The 14,756-nt window shown below is 63.0% G+C and carries 16 protein-coding genes; 5 read left to right on the forward strand and 11 right to left on the reverse strand.

The window, feature by feature from the left end; genetic code table 11:
• Window positions 1–3: 3 nt before the first annotated feature.
• From MOV80_RS14020 to MOV80_RS14035, 4 genes are read right to left on the reverse strand one after another with little or no spacing between them, the layout of a single operon-like run.
• On the reverse strand, window positions 4–339 hold the full coding sequence (locus MOV80_RS14020; protein WP_249605225.1) for an MliC family protein: 336 nt from the start codon (window positions 337–339) through the stop codon (window positions 4–6).
• Complete coding sequence (locus MOV80_RS14025; protein ID WP_249605226.1) at window positions 336–1,604, reverse strand: AmpG family muropeptide MFS transporter; 1,269 nt, start codon at window positions 1,602–1,604, stop codon at window positions 336–338. The genes MOV80_RS14020 and MOV80_RS14025 overlap by 4 nt, the downstream gene beginning before the upstream one ends.
• Window positions 1,605–1,656: 52 nt before the next feature.
• Complete coding sequence (gene metW / locus MOV80_RS14030; RefSeq protein ID WP_019104002.1) at window positions 1,657–2,262, reverse strand: methionine biosynthesis protein MetW; 606 nt, start codon at window positions 2,260–2,262, stop codon at window positions 1,657–1,659.
• Entirely contained in the window at window positions 2,259–3,401 is a 1,143-nt protein-coding gene (locus tag MOV80_RS14035; protein WP_107733030.1) for a homoserine O-acetyltransferase, read from the reverse strand. The genes metW and MOV80_RS14035 overlap by 4 nt, the downstream gene beginning before the upstream one ends.
• A 220-nt stretch (window positions 3,402–3,621) precedes the next feature.
• Here MOV80_RS14035 and MOV80_RS14040 point away from each other — a divergent pair, with 220 nt between their 5' ends.
• The 5 genes from MOV80_RS14040 to ybaK all read left to right on the forward strand — a co-directional run bounded on the left by MOV80_RS14040 (window position 3,622) and on the right by ybaK (window position 7,194).
• On the forward strand, window positions 3,622–3,804 hold the full coding sequence (locus MOV80_RS14040; RefSeq protein ID WP_019100466.1) for a hypothetical protein: 183 nt from the start codon (window positions 3,622–3,624) through the stop codon (window positions 3,802–3,804).
• 232 nt (window positions 3,805–4,036) lie between these two features.
• Complete coding sequence (locus MOV80_RS14045) at window positions 4,037–4,972, forward strand: TIGR01212 family radical SAM protein (protein ID WP_019100465.1); 936 nt, start codon at window positions 4,037–4,039, stop codon at window positions 4,970–4,972.
• A 46-nt stretch (window positions 4,973–5,018) separates the two neighbouring features.
• Window positions 5,019–5,963, forward strand: coding sequence for a protein-methionine-sulfoxide reductase catalytic subunit MsrP (gene msrP, locus MOV80_RS14050; RefSeq protein ID WP_232060430.1), 945 nt, complete (start codon window positions 5,019–5,021; stop codon window positions 5,961–5,963).
• Between the two features lie 10 nt (window positions 5,964–5,973).
• Window positions 5,974–6,603 carry a protein-methionine-sulfoxide reductase heme-binding subunit MsrQ gene (locus MOV80_RS14055; RefSeq protein WP_043589758.1) on the forward strand — a complete coding sequence of 210 codons (630 nt, stop codon included), beginning with the start codon at window positions 5,974–5,976 and terminating at the stop codon, window positions 6,601–6,603.
• Between the two features lie 108 nt (window positions 6,604–6,711).
• Window positions 6,712–7,194 (forward strand): Cys-tRNA(Pro) deacylase, encoded by a 483-nt coding sequence (gene ybaK / locus MOV80_RS14060; protein ID WP_039753797.1) that lies wholly within the window; start codon window positions 6,712–6,714, stop codon window positions 7,192–7,194.
• On the opposite strand, the gene MOV80_RS14065 is transcribed toward ybaK, so the two are convergent.
• The 7 genes from MOV80_RS14065 to MOV80_RS14095 all read right to left on the reverse strand — a co-directional run bounded on the left by MOV80_RS14065 (window position 7,178) and on the right by MOV80_RS14095 (window position 14,717).
• Window positions 7,178–7,939 (reverse strand): transporter substrate-binding domain-containing protein, encoded by a 762-nt coding sequence (locus MOV80_RS14065; protein WP_043589760.1) that lies wholly within the window; start codon window positions 7,937–7,939, stop codon window positions 7,178–7,180. The genes ybaK and MOV80_RS14065 overlap by 17 nt on opposite strands.
• 73 nt (window positions 7,940–8,012) lie before the next feature.
• Window positions 8,013–9,461, reverse strand: coding sequence for a 4Fe-4S binding protein (locus MOV80_RS14070; protein ID WP_249605227.1), 1,449 nt, complete (start codon window positions 9,459–9,461; stop codon window positions 8,013–8,015).
• Window positions 9,458–10,282 carry an FTR1 family protein gene (locus tag MOV80_RS14075; protein ID WP_043589762.1) on the reverse strand — a complete coding sequence of 275 codons (825 nt, stop codon included), beginning with the start codon at window positions 10,280–10,282 and terminating at the stop codon, window positions 9,458–9,460. Before MOV80_RS14075 ends, MOV80_RS14070 begins: the two co-directional genes overlap by 4 nt.
• A gap of 44 nt (window positions 10,283–10,326) precedes the next feature.
• The gene (locus tag MOV80_RS14080) at window positions 10,327–10,662 is read right to left on the reverse strand and encodes a cupredoxin domain-containing protein (RefSeq protein WP_019100458.1); all 336 of its coding nucleotides are present in this window, start codon (window positions 10,660–10,662) and stop codon (window positions 10,327–10,329) included.
• A gap of 126 nt (window positions 10,663–10,788) precedes the next feature.
• Complete coding sequence (locus MOV80_RS14085; protein WP_043589767.1) at window positions 10,789–11,331, reverse strand: iron transporter; 543 nt, start codon at window positions 11,329–11,331, stop codon at window positions 10,789–10,791.
• A gap of 211 nt (window positions 11,332–11,542) precedes the next feature.
• Window positions 11,543–13,399 carry an asparagine synthase (glutamine-hydrolyzing) gene (gene asnB / locus MOV80_RS14090; protein ID WP_200122972.1) on the reverse strand — a complete coding sequence of 619 codons (1,857 nt, stop codon included), beginning with the start codon at window positions 13,397–13,399 and terminating at the stop codon, window positions 11,543–11,545.
• 121 nt (window positions 13,400–13,520) lie between these two features.
• Window positions 13,521–14,717: an MFS transporter gene (locus MOV80_RS14095; protein ID WP_232060429.1), complete on the reverse strand. Its 1,197-nt coding sequence runs from the start codon at window positions 14,715–14,717 to the stop codon at window positions 13,521–13,523.
• Window positions 14,718–14,756 lie beyond the last annotated feature (39 nt).

Raw genomic sequence — 14,756 nt, forward strand, 5'->3', positions numbered from 1 at the left:
CGCTTACAGCTGGATCTTGCGGCAGCTTTGAGCCAGTACGCGGCCGCCGCGGGTGGTCAGGCGCGCTTGTTCGTCCAGCAGCGACCAGATCAGTTGTTGGCTTATATAACGCTCACCTTGAGCAACCTTGGTTGGAGTTAGCCGATAGCGGTGGTTATTCCAGCTCAGGCGGATAGCGGCGTCGCTGTTCTGGATTGGATACTCCACCACTACCATTTTGCTGCCGTTGCAGCGGTATTTGACGGTTTGCATGGCCGTGTCGGCGGAGGCCGACGCGGCGGCGGCGCAGGCTGCGCTCAGCAGCGTTGCGCCTAGCAACGCTGATTTCCATGCCTTCATGCTCCCTCCTTTTCCCTCCATGGGGCGACTTTCAGCAACAACACCATGCCGGGCAGCGCCAGCGCGGTGCACAACAGGAAAAAATGGGTCCAGCCTATGGCGTCGATGATATAGCCGGTAGAGGCGTTGGCCAGGGTGCGGGGCACCGCGGCCAGGCTGGTGAACAAGGCGAACTGGGTGGCGGTGTAGGCCGGGTGGGTGCTCTTGGCGATGAAGGCGACGAAGGCGGCGGTGCCGAGACCGACGCCCAGCGCTTCGAAGCCGATGACCACGGCCAGCATGCTCAGTTCATGCGCGCCGATGGAGGCGAAACGTCCATAGCTGGCCAGCCAGGCGAAGCCCAGAATGGACAGTACCTGAACCACGCCGAAGGCCCACAGCGCCCGGTTGATGCCCAGTTTGATCATCCACAGGCCGCCGAGCAGGCCGCCTATCACCGCCGGCCATAGCGCGGCGTGCTTGGCCACCAGCCCGATCTGGGACTTGGCGTAACCCATGTCCAAGTAGAACGGCGTGGCCAGCGAGGTGGCCATGCTGTCCCCTAGCTTGTACAGGAAGATGAAGCCCAGAATCCAGGCGGCGCCTTGCCAGCCCTGGCGGGTGATGAACTCATGGAAGGGCTCCACCACGGCTTCTCGCAGCGTTTTGGGCGCTTGGCCCGCCAGTTTGGGCTCGCTGACTTTTAGCGTCATCAGTACGCCCGGAATCATGAACAAGGCGGTGATCAAGAAGACGCGGTCCCAGGGGATGTAATCCGCCAGGATCAAGGACAGCGAGCCGGGCACCAGGCCGGCCAGCCGGTAGGCGTTGATGTGCACGGTGTTGCCGAGCCCCAGTTCGTTGTCGCTGAGAATTTCGCGGCGATAGGCGTCCAGCACGATGTCCTGGCTGGCGGAGAAGAAGGCCACGCCCACCGCCAGCGCGGCGATGCTCCAGATGTGCTGGGCCGGATTGAACAGGCCGAAGCCTGCCATGGTGACGATGAGCGCCAGTTGGGTCAGCAGCATCCAGCCGCGGCGGCGGCCCAGCAGCGGCGGTACGTAGCGGTCCATCAACGGGGACCACAGGAATTTCCAGGTATAGGGCAAGCCGATCAGCGCGAACAAGCCGATGGCCTTGAGGTCGACGCCTTCGCTGCGCAGCCAGGCGGGCAGCAGGTTGATCAGGGTGTACAGCGGAAGACCGGATGCGAAGCCGGTGAAGACGCAGATCAGCATCGTGCGCGAGAAGACGTCGCGCCGCCAGTCGATGGTTGTGTTGCTCATGGGCAGGCCAGTTTCTACGGATCGCGCGGCGGGACCGGCCCGCCGCTTGTTGTTATTGGCGCGCCACCCGGTAGAACGCCAGGCTGCCGCGCAAGTTGGGCATGAAAGTCACTCGTTTGACCCCATTCATCACCACGCGTTCCACCACGCGCAGCCGATTCTTGGCGCACAGCGCTTCAAAGTCGCCGAGCATGCACCAGTGAATGTTGGGCGTATCGTACCACTGGTAGGGGATGGTGTCGGAAACCGGCATGTGACCCTGCAAGATTTGCCAGCGGTTTTCCCAGAAGCCAAAGTTGGGAAAAGTGACGATGGCTTCGCGGCCTACTCGCAGCATTTCGTTGAGAATCTGCTCGGTTTCGCGCATCGCCTGTATGGTTTGCGACAGCACTACGTGATCGAAGGCGTCGCTGTCGAATTCGGCCAATCCGGTTTCCAGGTTGCCTTGCAGCGCGTTGACGCCGGAGGCAACGCATTTGACGACATTGCTCACATCCAGGTCCACGCCGTAACCCACCACTTGTTTGTTGCGGCCCAGCCAGGACAGCAGCGCGCCGTCGCCGCAGCCTAGATCCAGAACCCTGCTGCCGGGCGTGATCCAGTCGGCGATCAGGCGCAGGTCGGCGCGCAGCGGCGCCGTGGTTTGCGGGGCGTTCATGCTTGCACCTCCCGCGCCACGCGGTCGAGGTAGGCGCGCATCAATTGGACATAGGGTTCGTCGGTCATCAAAAAGGCGTCGTGGCCGTGTACGGACTCGATTTCGGCATAAGACACCGGCCGGTTGGCGGCCACCAGCGCCTTGACGGTTTCGCGCGATCGCTCCGGCGAAAAGCGCCAGTCGCTAGTGAAGCTGGCTACCAGGAATTGGGCGCTGGCCTTTTTCAGCGCAGCGACCAGATCTCCGCCAAAGCTCTTGGCCGGGTCGAAGTAATCCAGCGCCTTGGTCATCAGCAGGTAGGTATTGGCGTCGAAGGCGTCGGAGAATTTGTCGCCCTGATAACGCAGATAGGATTCGATCTCGAACTCCACGTCGTAGCCGAAGCGATAGTCTCCGGAACGCAACATGCGGCCGAATTTCGCGCCCATGCCGTCGTCGGATAGATAGGTGATGTGACCGAGCATGCGCGCCAGCCGCAGGCCGCGCCGCGGCAGCGCATTATGGGCGTAGAAGTCGCCGCCGTGGAATTCGGGGTCGGTGATGATGGCTTGGCGCGCCACGTCGTTGAAGGCGATGTTCTGAGCCGACAGCTTGGGGGCGGATGCGATTACCAGCGCGTGGGCAATGCGCTCCGGGTAGTCGATGCTCCATTGCAAGGCCTGCATGCCGCCCAGGCTGCCGCCTATCACCGCCGCCCAGCGTTCTATGCCCAATCGGTCCGCCAAGCGCGACTGGCTGTAGACCCAGTCGGACACGGTGACGACGGGAAAGGCGGAGCCCCAGGGCTGGCCGGTGGCGGGATTGATGCTGGAGGGGCCGGTGCTGCCATGACACCCTCCCAGATTGTTGACGCCGACCACGAAGAAGCGGCGGGTGTCGATGGGCTTGCCGGGACCAACCATATTGTCCCACCAGCCGGCGGCCTTGTCGTCCGCCTGGTAGCGGCCGGCTACATGATGGTGGCCGGACAGGGCGTGGCAGATCAGGATGGCGTTGCTCTTGGCGGCATTGAGTTCGCCATAGGTCTCGAAGCGCAGCTGGTAGCCTTGCAGTATGGCGCCGCTATTGAGCGGCAAGGGGGTATCGAACACGGCGGTTTGAGCCGTAACGATGCCGACGGAGTCGTGGGAGTCGGACATGATGACTTGAGTGCCTCTTTTGCTATTTTCGGCATGCGCGGCGTTGGCCATGCTCATGCTGTCGCTCCACCGGCGGCCGGTCTGTGCCGGCCATTCTCGTCGCGGAGCCTCCTGTAGGCTACAGTCAGGACTTTAGCATGTCTTGAGCCGCCGGCGACAGCGTCTTGCCAGCCGCGGCGGCGCGCCGGATAATCGGGCGACTTTCCTTCTCTGGCCCGCCATGCTCGGTCGTCTCTTCAAGTTCTTCGTGCTGTGCGGCGTGCTGCTGATGTTGGCCCGCTGGCTGCTCAACCGTCGTCAGCGGCAGAGCCTGCACGAGCTGTTCAGCACGCTGGCCCTGGCGCTGCTAGTCAGCGCGGGGCTGTTTTCGGTGCTGTATCTATTGGGCTGGCACCGTCTTTAAGACCTGTTTACGATCTGCCACGCGTCGTGAAACCTGGCTCGGTAAGCGCACTTTCAAAATGCTCATGTAGCGTGTGTGCACTCCGCTTTTTCAGCCGTTCTCGCCTTGTTTCGTTCTTGCTAACGAGACTATGAACTGCTTTACAGAGAGCCATTGCGCCCATCCTTGATCCCGCTCAGCGCCTCCTGCCCGCTCGCTGGCTAGACTGCCCGGCTTTGGGCGTTGTTTGGCAATGGACCTGACCCGGCATCTGCATACCTTTGGTTATTATCTGAAGCGCCGTTTTGGCGAGCCGGTGCATAAATTATCGCTGGCGGGCGACTTCACCTGTCCCAACCGCGACGGCACCTTGGGGCGCGGCGGCTGTACCTTTTGCAATGTGCGCAGTTTCGGCCGCGATCCGGCGGCCTTGTCGATCAGCGAGCAATTGGCGCGGGAGAAAATCAAGACTGACCGCGCGCGCCGTTATCTGGCTTATTTCCAGGCTTATACCAGCACCTACGCCGAAACCGAGCAACTGCGCCGCTTGTACGACGAGGCGCTGGCCGGCGCCGATGTGGTGGGTTTGTGCGTGGGTACCCGGCCGGACTGCGTGCCGGACGCCGCGCTGGCCTTGCTGGCGGAATACCAGCAGCAAGGCGGCGAGGTATGGCTGGAACTAGGACTACAGACCGCGCACGACCGGACCCAGGCCCTGATCCGGCGCGGCCACGGCTTGGCTGAGTATCGCGATGCGGTGCGGCGAGCGCATGGCCACGGGCTCAAGGTGTGCACTCATTTGATCGCCGGCCTGCCCGGAGAGGACGCTGCCGCTGTCCATGCCTCGCTGAACGCGGTGTTGGACATCGGCGTGGAAGGGTTGAAGTTGCATCCGCTGATGGTGGTGCGCGGTTCGCGGATGGCGGCGCAATACCGGCGGGGCGAAGTGGCGCCGTGGAGCTTGGACGATTACGCGGAAGCGGCGGCCAGCCTGATCCGCCATACCCCGCCGCAAGTGGTGTACCACCGAGTGTCGGCCACCGCGCAGGCGCCAACCCTGATCGCGCCGGACTGGTGCGGCCCGCGCTGGACCGCCTTGCAGGCGATAGGCCGGCTTCTGGCGCGTGACGGCGGCCAGGGCAGCGCTTTGGGGCGCGCCTGGCGGGCGGATGAGGAACCACTTGCGTAAATTATCTGCGTGAACGATTGTCAGATTCAGGAGCCGCTCCCGACTCATGGGGGTAGAGACCGGAGACACCGCCATGCTGATCAAGAAACCCGCCGATATTTCCTCGTCGGACATCACGCCGGAAGGCGTATATCTGAACCGCCGCCATTTCATGCTGGGCAGCGCGGGCCTGCTGCTGTCCGCTGAGACTTTGGCGGCGCTGGCCGCCAAGAAAAGCCCGCTGTCGACCCTGGCCGGCAACGACAAAGCCAATAGCCTGAAAGAGATTACCGGCTACAACAATTTCTATGAATTCGGCACCGACAAGGCCGATCCGGCGGCAAACGCCGGCAGTCTGAAAACCCGACCCTGGAATGTGTTGGTGGACGGGGAGGTGGCCAAGCCGCGCAGCTTCGGCATCGAGCAGCTGTTGAAATTTCCGCTGGAGGAGCGGATTTACCGGCTACGTTGCGTTGAAGGCTGGAGCATGGTGATTCCCTGGGTAGGTTTTCCGCTGGCCAGTCTGCTTAAACAGATGAATCCGACCTCGCGCGCCAAATACGTGGCCTTCGAAACTCTGCAGCGGCCGGCGGAAATGCCCGGCCAGCGCGGCCGGGTGCTGGACTGGCCCTATCGCGAGGGTCTGCGTATCGATGAAGCGATGCATCCGTTGACCATTCTGGCCGTCGGCCTCTATAACGATGTCTTGCCCAATCAGAACGGCGCCCCCATCCGCTTGGTGGTGCCGTGGAAATACGGCTTCAAGAGCATCAAATCCATCGTGCGCATCCATTTGCAGGAAACTGTGCCGGCCACCAGCTGGAATCTGGCGAATGCGCGCGAGTATGGTTTCTATTCCAATGTGAATCCGGAAGTGGATCACCCGCGCTGGAGCCAGGCCAGCGAGCGCCGCATCGGCGAATTCTTCAAGCGCAAGACTTTGATGTTCAACGGCTACGGAGAGCAGGTGGCGGGTTTGTACCGCGGTCTGGATCTGCGCAAGAACTATTGATGGAGCGGGGATGACGACTTTGCGCCTTAAATCCGCTGCCGCCTGTCCTGCCGACCGCGTGTTGGCCGGGTTCAAATGCCTGTTGTTTGTGGCCTGTCTGTTGCCGCTGGCGCGCGCCGCCTGGATCGTGTTGTCCGGAGAAGCGGTGAACCCGGTAGAGTTCATCACTCGTTCCACCGGCACCTGGACCCTGGTTTGGTTGTTGGCGACGCTGGCGATGACGCCGTTGCGGCGCTTTGGCGTTGGCGGCTGGCCGCTTAAGTGCCGGCGCATGCTGGGCCTGTTCGCTTTTTTCTATCTGAGCCTGCATTTCCTGACCTATCTATGGCTGGATCAGTTTTTTGATTGGGCAGGCATCGTCAGGGATATCTACAAACGCCCCTTCATCACCGTCGGCTTTGCCGCGCTGTTGTTGATGACGCCGCTGGCGTTGACCTCGACCCAAGGTTGGATGCGCAGGCTCAAGCGCAATTGGGGCCGGCTGCATCGGCTGGTGTACCCGACGGCGCTGCTGGCGGTGGTGCATTACTGGTGGCTGGTGAAGAAGGACTTGAGCCAGCCCTTGATCTACGCCGCGGTGCTGGCCCTACTGCTTGGGCTGAGGCTGTGGTGGCGTTGGCGTCGGCCGAGCGGCGTTTGATCTCGGGCAAGCTCGCTGCCGACATCGGCGACGTGGCGCGGATTGGGGTTTGCCTCGCGGCGCGCAAACTTCTACAGTGGCGTTTTGTTTTTTCAGGCTGTGAAGATCATGTCCAAGGGAAAGGCCCCGGTCACTCAGGCGATCCGGGTATTGCGCGAGCATCATGTCAGCTTTAGCGAGCATGTGTACAAGTACGAGGAAAAGGGCGGCACCACGGTGTCGGCGCGAGAGTTGGGCGTGGACGAGCACTGCGTGATCAAGACCTTGATCATGGAGGACGAGAACAAACGACCGTTGATCGTGCTGATGCACGGGGACCGCGAAGTGGGCACTGGCATGCTGGCCAAGCAGATCGGCGTCAAGAAGGTGCATCCCTGCGATCCCAAGACTGCGGACAAGCATAGCGGCTACCAAGTGGGCGGCACCAGCCCGTTCGGCACCCGCCATGAGATGCCGGTGTATATGGAAGCCAGTATCTTGGAGTTGGAGCGCATCTATATCAACGGCGGCAAGCGCGGTTTCCTGATCGGCGTCGATCCCAAGGACGCCGAGCAGGTGCTGAAACCGACTCTGGTCAGCGCCGCGGCTTGAGTTCGGGGAAGTTGCGCTGGTAGATGGCGTGAAGGCTGCCGTCGGCCTGCATTGCTTGCAAGGCTTGATCGATTGCCGGCCGCAGCTTGGCGATGTTTGGGTAGCTGCGTGAATACATCAGGGACAGCGAGGTGGCTTTGTCCAGCGGAGTGGGAATATAGGCAAAGTCCTGTTCATGGCCGGCGGCCTGGGTGCGGATCAGGAATAGGCCGCGCTCCAGCGTCAGCGGCGCCAGGTCCAAGTGGCCTGCGCGCAGCAGCTTGATCGCGCTTTCCTCGTCGCTGGTGTTCAGCGTGTTGAGCCGGTATTGCCGGAACAGCGGTTGATACCAATAGCCCAGCTGCACGCCGATGCGGTAGGCGCGCAAGTCGGCCAGGCTGCGGAAGTCGGCGGGGGGATGGGCGAGCCGGGGCTTGTAATAGAAGAAGTAGCTGCTGCTGTGTATTAGCGGCGGGGAAAAGTCGAAACTGAGCGCGCGTTCCGGCGTCGGCCGATAGGGAAAGGCCGCCGCGGCACGGCCGGCCTTGATTTCGGCTTCCGCGCGAGGCCAGCTCATATAGTGAAAACGTGCTATATAGCCGGCGCGCCGGCAAGCTTGGCGCACCATGTCGGCGAAGACGCCGTCGGCGGTGAAGCTGCGCGACACATAGGGCGGCCACTCGCCCGTAGCGAAGTCTATCGCCGGTGTTTCGGCGCGGGCGGGCGCGGCCAGGCAATAGAGAACAAGCAGCAGCGGACGCCACATGGTGCGACTCCAGGATCAGGGTGGGAGCATGCTTTGTTATCGCACAGCGCCCACCCCGTCGCCAGCGGGACGGCTACCACCACCAGAACATGAAGCCCCAGGCGGCGTCCACCAAGGCCAGCGCCGCCAACAATGGCATCAAGGCGAGCGCCAGGCGCGGGCCGGAGCTCCAGCGCGCGAGAATGGCGCGCCCCAGCCATAGCGACCACAGATTGGCTCCGGCTAGCAAGGCCAGCCGCGCGTCGTTGGCCCAGAACATCGGCACCCCTTCCGCCTTCAGCAGCGTCACCGTCAGCGCGGACAGGCCAAGGAACACGCCGCAACCGGCCAGCGGGATCAGGCTTTGGGCCAGGTGGTGCAGCCGTTGAGTCCGCCAAGGGCCGGCGATGCGCACGCCGGCGGCCAGGCAGAGCAACAGGCCGCTGCCCAGCGCCAGGGCGGTGGCCAGCACGTAGCTGATTAACGCCGCGCCATCCAGCCAGGAGAACACGTCGTTGTGCTGCGGATAATGAGTCAGCAGCCACCACGGCGCCTCGGTATCCAGCGGCCACAGGATGTCATGGTCCACCAGCCATTCCGCCGCCGCCTGTTTCATGGCCACGAACCAAGGACTCATGGTCCAGTGGAAGGCGCCCATCGCCACGCCCAGCAAGCCATAGACAATCAAGGCGGTTTGCCAGCCATCGGCCTCTTTGGCTGCGACCTTGACCACTTCTTCAGTGGGCGAGCGCAGGCTCAGCTCGATGGCGTCGCGATGGCCGCTGCAGCGGCCGCACATATGGCAGCCGCTGCCGCCTTGCATATGGCGCAGCGGTTGCAGCGGCGCGCAATCCACCGCCTGTATCGGGATGGTTTTGCCTTGCTGCGAGGCTTTCCAGGCGGCCTCATCCACTCGGTAATACATTGGCGCCAGCTTGGACAGCAGGCCGAACACGCCGTTGACCGGGCACAGGTGGCGACACCAGGCGCGTTTGCCGCGGGTATAGATGAAGCCGACGATCACCGCGGCCACGGTGGAGCCGCCTAGCACCAGCAACGCGGCCTTAGGGTATTGGTAGACGCTGACCAGTTGGCCGTAGATGGTGGTCAGAGCGAAGGCGACGAAGGGCCAGCCGCCCCAGCGCATCCAGCGCGGGATAGGGCGGCCCAGGCCTTTTTTGGCCGCCCACTCGGACAAAGCGCCTTCCGGGCAGAGAACGCCGCACCACAGCCGGCCGAACAACACCATGGACAACAGCACGAACGGCCACCAAATGCCCCAGAACACGAATTGGGCGAAGATGGTCAGATTGTTCCAGATCCGGGCGCTGTCTTCCGGCAAGTCCAGGCAGGCCGGCACGATCAGCAGCGCGGCGTAGACCAGCACCACGCCCCATTGCAGCGCGCGCAGCAGGCCGGCGTGATCCCGCAGCCACAAGCCGACGGCGGCCATGAAACCCTGGGCCGTCGGCTGGCGACAGGAACCGCCGGCGCGCGCGGCGACGTCGGCGGAATGGGGAAGCGGCGGGCGGGCGGATTTCATACGGCCAGTGTCTGCTTGCGGTTGCGCCACTGGAACAGCGCCCAGATCGTCGCCCAGAACAGCGCGTAGGCGATCAGGCTCATCAGGGCGGGGTGGGCGCGGTAGCCGGTGAGAGAGGCGACGACACCGCCAGCCGGGCTCATGTCGTCAAGCAGCGCGGAGCTGTCCCACAGCGGGTCGACCAGCGCCGGTAGAATGTCCATCGAGATCAGCTTCTCCACGCCGCTGAGGAACAGCGAGGCGCCGAGCAGGAGCAGCATGATTTCGGTGATGCGGAAGAACAAGCGCCAGGATAGATATTTGCCGCCCAGCTGCAATAGATAGAAGGTCAGAAAGGCCAGGCCCAGGCCTATTATGGCGGCAAAGCTCATGCTGGTCAGCGTGGAGCCGTCAGCCTCGGCCAACATGCCGTAGAGGAAGACCACGGTTTCGCTGCCTTCGCGGGCGATGGCGATGGCGGCCAGCAGGGTGACGCCCCACCAGTTGGCATTGCTGGCGTTTTCGCGCAGGCCGGCCTCCAGTTCTTTCTTCAGCGTGCGGCCATGCTCGCGCATCCACAGCACCATGTGCACGATCAGCGCCGCGGCGGTGAACACCATCACTGTCTGGAAGATGTCCTGAGCGCCGGCCATCAGGCTGCTGGCGGCGAACAGGGCCACGGCCAGGCCGACGGCGGCGAGCAGGCCCAGCGCCACGCCGGCCCACAAATAGCGTTTTCCGGCGGCGCCGGCCGGGTTCTGGTTCATCCAGGCATTGAGGATGCCCACGACCAGCAAGGCTTCGACGCTTTCGCGCCAGACGATGAATAGGACTTGTCCCATGAGGTCTACTCCTGAATACGGCTTACACAGCGGATGGGCCGCGTTTACTTGGCGACGATGACGCCTTGGCCGGTCTTCATGTGAAATTCGTCAAAAAACTTGTATTCGCCGGGGGACAGCGGCTGGAAAACCAGGAAGGACTCCGCGCCGGGGCCGAGCACCTTTTCCTTGCGCAGCGGCGTGCTTTCGAATTCGGCCGGGGTCTTGCCGGCATTGATCACTTCAACCTTGAACTTCTTGCCGGCGGGGACCACCAGGCGGGCGGGCGTGAACACGCCGTCCTTCATCACCAGTTTGAACACCGGCATGTCGTCGGCTATGGCCGACATGGACAACAGGCAGGCCGCGGCGGCGGCCAGGGTCAAGGGCGCGAACTTCATCGGAATGGGTCTCCGGATAGAAAACAGCGCAGGCGGAAGGCATGCGCTGTCTTATTTTAACGCATGAGAATGGCTTGCGTTTACATTCTCATTCGCATTAATCCTGTTTTTGTAAGAACAACGGGATTAATAGCCGCCTTTTTTGCCGATGCCGGCATAAGTGAATTCGTAGTTCAGTTCAAAGGGCTTGAACCACGGGCCTACGCCTGTTTCCTTGTCGATGTGGCGGCCGAAGTGGGCGTGTTGATTGGCCGACGGCGGCAGGATGGTGTATTTCAGCTTGTACTTGCCCGGGCCTTGCAGCTTGATGTTGTCGCCGTAGTGCGGACCGTCGTTGGCCACCATCGGCATCAGATCGCCCTTGAGCACTTCCTTGCCGCCCACCTTGCTCAGTTCGTACTTAACCACCAGATAGGGCATCCATGCGCCTTCTTCGAAGCCGTTGGGATTGTTTTTGGTGGCGTGGATGTCGGCTTCCAGGTGGATGTCGGATTCTTCCGCCTTGCGCATCATGCCTTCCGGTTCCATCTTTGTCGGCTGCAGGTAGACCGCGCCGATCTCCATGCCGTTCTTCAGGGCCGGCTTGCCGATCGGGTATTCCTTGGCCATGGAGGCGGCGGAAGCGGTGAGTGCTGCGGTGGCGATAGCCAGTTGGACAAAGCGACGCATATTGTTTCCTTTTGGTTTCAATTGAATAGGGCACTGCTTGGCGGCGAAGGACGCCGGCCGGGCGGATAAGCGCTTTATTATTGGTTTGCTTGGCCTGCCTAAAAATACTAATGCTAATCATTATCGTTTTCAAACGAAAATGTGGTGTCGAATGTAGCAGATGCGACGTCGGGCGGTGCTGGCCATAGGAATGGCATGCACCGCGTGGCGTTCAGATTTGCGTCGACAGCCGGCTGAGCTGTCCCAGGCTTTCGTCCAAAATCAGCAACTGCAGCATCTGCTCGGCCAGATGCTCGGCCCCGTTTCGGTAGGCGGCGGCGAAGGCGTCCACTGCCGCTGCGTCGAGCTGGCCGCGGCTGAGCCGCGCCAGACGTTCGCCCAGGCCGTCCATGCGCGGGGCCAGGCTGGTCTTTAGCCAGCCGGACAAGGGCGGGTTGAAGCCGCGCTTTTTGCGCTGGAAGAAGTCCGCCGGCAGCGCCGGGTGGATGGCGCGGCGGAAGATCAGCTTGGCCGGCTGGGTGAAGCGTTGTTTGCCGTCCACCGCCAACAAGGCTTGATAGAAGCGGTGATCCACCAGCGGGGCCCGGCCTTCCAGGCCGTGGGCCATGGTGCACAGGTCCGACTTTTGCAGGATGTAGTCCGGCAGGTAGTTGGCGAAGTCTATCGCCAGCAAATGATGCAGGCCGGCTGGCGCATTGGCCGGCGGCGGGCCGATGTCGTCGGGCGCGCGCCAGTGGCAGAGCCGCGTCAGCGGCCGGTTGCCTTGCAGGAACAGGCGTTGGCCGGGGGTGAAGCCGGAAAAGCGCAGCGAGTAGGCGTCCTGCCAGCTCATCGCCAGCTCGGTGGCCAGCTTGCCGGCACCCTTGCCGTCCAGCGAGGGCTGGATCGCCAGAGGCAGCTTGAGCAAGCTGCGCCAGCGGGTGCGCAGATGCTTGTTGACGCGCTTGTACCCAGCCAGCAATTCATCGCCGCCGTCGCCCAACAGCACCACTTTGACGTGGCGGCTGACTTCGCGCGCCAGATACCAGGTGGGGAAGCTGGACGGATCGGCGAAGGGTTGGTCGAGGTCGGCGACGATGCGTTCGAAGTCGGCCGCCAGATTGTCCGGCATCTGCACCGCCAGGTTGGCCAGGCCCATTCTGCGCGCGGAGTCGGCGGCGTCGGCGGCCTCGTCCAGCTTGGAGCCGGAGAAGGCGGCGGTGAAACTGCTGAATTGCGTCAACTGTTGCATGGCCAGCCGGCTGGCGATCACGGTGGAGTCGATGCCACCGGACAAGAGCACGCCGAGCGGGCGGTCGGCGACGGTGCGCATCGCCACCGCGCGGTCCAGCTCTTGCAGCCAGTCGCCACTGTCCTTGGCTGGCTGCCAGTAGCGCAGCTTGCGCAGCGAGCGGGTGTCTAGGTCAAACTCAAGCCGGTGGCCGTTTTCCAGGCGCTGTATGTGGCTGAACAAGGTGGCGGGCGCCGGGATGTAGCGGTGCGCTAGATAGGCGTCGATGGCGTCGGCGGAGAAGTCTCGCCGTTGCGGCGGCAAGAAGGGTAGCACCGAGCGCACCAGCGAGCCGAAGGCGAAGTTTCCGTCCAGCAGCGAATAGACCAGCGGTTTCTCGCCCATCCGGTCGCGGGCCAGATGCACTTTGCGTTGTTTCAAATCCAGGATGGCGAAGGCGAACATGCCGCGCAGCCGCTGCAGCAGGGTTTCAATGCCCCAGGCCTGGTAGCCGCGCAGGATGAACTCGGTGTCGGAGTGCGTGGCGAAGCGCGCGCCGCCGGCTTCCAATTCGGCCTTGTCGGCGGCCCAGTCATAGACTTCGCCGTTGTAGCAGATCCAGACCTGGCCATCGTCGCTGGCCATCGGCTGGTTGGCGATGGGCCGCGGGTCGATGATGGACAAGCGCGCGTGCAGCAGCGCGTTGTGGATGTCGCCGTCCGTCGCCGCTTGCCAGTCGGCGTTCAGCAATAATTGATTGGCCGCGTCGGGTCCGCGCCGGCCCAGCTCCGTCAACATGGCCTGGGCGGTGGCCGCGGCGGTGGGGCGTTGAGAGAAGAAACCGGCGATTCCACACATGATTTTCCGTCCGAATGGGCAACGCGCCCGGCAAGCCGCGTAACGCAGAGCGTTCAGACGGCGCCGCAGGCGCGTTGGAAAAATTGAATGGCGGAAGTATCCGGGCAGGGCGGCGCCAGTGTCAAACCTTGTCGCCGCGTAGATCCGGCAGCAGTGCGGCCACTAGGCCCAGCAGCGGCAGGAAGGCGCATAGCTGATAGACGAATTCGATGCCGCGGCTGTCGGCCAGTTGGCCCAGCACAGCGGCGCCGATGCCGCCGATGCCGAAGGCGAAGCCGTAGAACATGCCTGACACCATGCCCACCCGGCCCGGCAACAGTTCCTGCGCGTAAATGATGATGGCGGGGAAGGCAGAGGCCAGCACGAAGCCGATGCCCAGCGACAGCACGCTGGTCCAGAACAGATTGACGTAGGGCAGCAGCAAGGTCAGCGGCGCGATGCCGAGGATGGAGAACCAGATCACCCGCTTGCGACCGATGGCGTCTCCGATCGGCCCGCCGAAGATGGTGCCCAGCGCGACCGCCAACAGGAACAAGAACAGATGGAACTGCGCGGCTTGCACGCCCAGGCCGAAGTGCTTGATGAGATAGAAGGTAAAGTAGCTGGTGATGCTGGCGGTGTAGAAGTATTTGGAGAACAGCAGCACCAGCAGGGCGAACAGCGTCAGCTTCACTCGCGCTGGCGACAACTGAGGCGGCGTCGCGATGGCGGCGGTTTTGGCCTTGCGCTGCTGATGGCTGTACCACTGGCCGATCTTGAACAGCACCGCCATCGCCAGCAAGGCGGCCAGGCCGAACCAGGCGATGCTGCCCTGGCCCAAGGGGATGACGATCAGCGCCGCCAGCAGCGGCCCGCTGGCGCTGCCTGCGTTGCCTCCCACCTGAAAAATGGATTGGGCCAGGCCGGGGCGGCCGCCGGAGGCCATGCGGGCCACCCGCGACGATTCCGGATGAAATACCGAGGAGCCTGTGCCCACCAGCGCCGCGGCCAGCAGGAGGAGGGGGAAGCTGCCGGCGCTGGACAGCAGCAGCAGGCCGCACAGGGTGGCTCCCATGCCCAGCACCAGCGAGTATGGCATCGGTTTCTTGTCGGTGTAGAGCCCCACCAGCGGCTGCAGCAGCGAGGCGGTGCATTGGTAGGTCAAGGTCATCAGGCCGATTTCGGCGAAGCTGAGCTGGTAATTGCCTTTAAGCAGCGGATAGATCGCCAGCAGCAGCGACTGCAGCATGTCGTTGAGAAAATGGGAGAAACTGATGGCGCCCAGCACGCGGAAACGAGTGCTGTCTTGATCAGGCGCGGCGGCGGTGGCGGTGGTCATGGGCTTGAGAATCATTCAGCTAGTGGGTGAATGTCATAC

It is taken from the genome of Chromobacterium sp. IRSSSOUMB001 (genome assembly GCF_023507765.1).
GTDB classification, from domain to species: domain Bacteria; phylum Pseudomonadota; class Gammaproteobacteria; order Burkholderiales; family Chromobacteriaceae; genus Chromobacterium; species Chromobacterium haemolyticum.

What these genes read in the sequence shown, in the direction of transcription:
- MOV80_RS14020 (WP_249605225.1), bottom strand. Translation starts at nt 339, where the DNA reads ATGAAGGCATGGAAATCAGCGTTGCTAGGCGCAACGCTGCTGAGCGCA.
- MOV80_RS14025 (WP_249605226.1), bottom strand. Translation starts at nt 1,604, where the DNA reads ATGAGCAACACAACCATCGACTGGCGGCGCGACGTCTTCTCGCGCACG.
- metW (WP_019104002.1), bottom strand. Translation starts at nt 2,262, where the DNA reads ATGAACGCCCCGCAAACCACGGCGCCGCTGCGCGCCGACCTGCGCCTG.
- MOV80_RS14035 (WP_107733030.1), bottom strand. Translation starts at nt 3,401, where the DNA reads ATGTCCGACTCCCACGACTCCGTCGGCATCGTTACGGCTCAAACCGCC.
- MOV80_RS14040 (WP_019100466.1), top strand. Translation starts at nt 3,622, where the DNA reads ATGCTCGGTCGTCTCTTCAAGTTCTTCGTGCTGTGCGGCGTGCTGCTG.
- MOV80_RS14045 (WP_019100465.1), top strand. Translation starts at nt 4,037, where the DNA reads ATGGACCTGACCCGGCATCTGCATACCTTTGGTTATTATCTGAAGCGC.
- msrP (WP_232060430.1), top strand. Translation starts at nt 5,019, where the DNA reads ATGGGGGTAGAGACCGGAGACACCGCCATGCTGATCAAGAAACCCGCC.
- MOV80_RS14055 (WP_043589758.1), top strand. Translation starts at nt 5,974, where the DNA reads ATGACGACTTTGCGCCTTAAATCCGCTGCCGCCTGTCCTGCCGACCGC.
- ybaK (WP_039753797.1), top strand. Translation starts at nt 6,712, where the DNA reads ATGTCCAAGGGAAAGGCCCCGGTCACTCAGGCGATCCGGGTATTGCGC.
- MOV80_RS14065 (WP_043589760.1), bottom strand. Translation starts at nt 7,939, where the DNA reads ATGTGGCGTCCGCTGCTGCTTGTTCTCTATTGCCTGGCCGCGCCCGCC.
- MOV80_RS14070 (WP_249605227.1), bottom strand. Translation starts at nt 9,461, where the DNA reads ATGAAATCCGCCCGCCCGCCGCTTCCCCATTCCGCCGACGTCGCCGCG.
- MOV80_RS14075 (WP_043589762.1), bottom strand. Translation starts at nt 10,282, where the DNA reads ATGGGACAAGTCCTATTCATCGTCTGGCGCGAAAGCGTCGAAGCCTTG.
- MOV80_RS14080 (WP_019100458.1), bottom strand. Translation starts at nt 10,662, where the DNA reads ATGAAGTTCGCGCCCTTGACCCTGGCCGCCGCCGCGGCCTGCCTGTTG.
- MOV80_RS14085 (WP_043589767.1), bottom strand. Translation starts at nt 11,331, where the DNA reads ATGCGTCGCTTTGTCCAACTGGCTATCGCCACCGCAGCACTCACCGCT.
- asnB (WP_200122972.1), bottom strand. Translation starts at nt 13,399, where the DNA reads ATGTGTGGAATCGCCGGTTTCTTCTCTCAACGCCCCACCGCCGCGGCC.
- MOV80_RS14095 (WP_232060429.1), bottom strand. Translation starts at nt 14,717, where the DNA reads ATGACCACCGCCACCGCCGCCGCGCCTGATCAAGACAGCACTCGTTTC.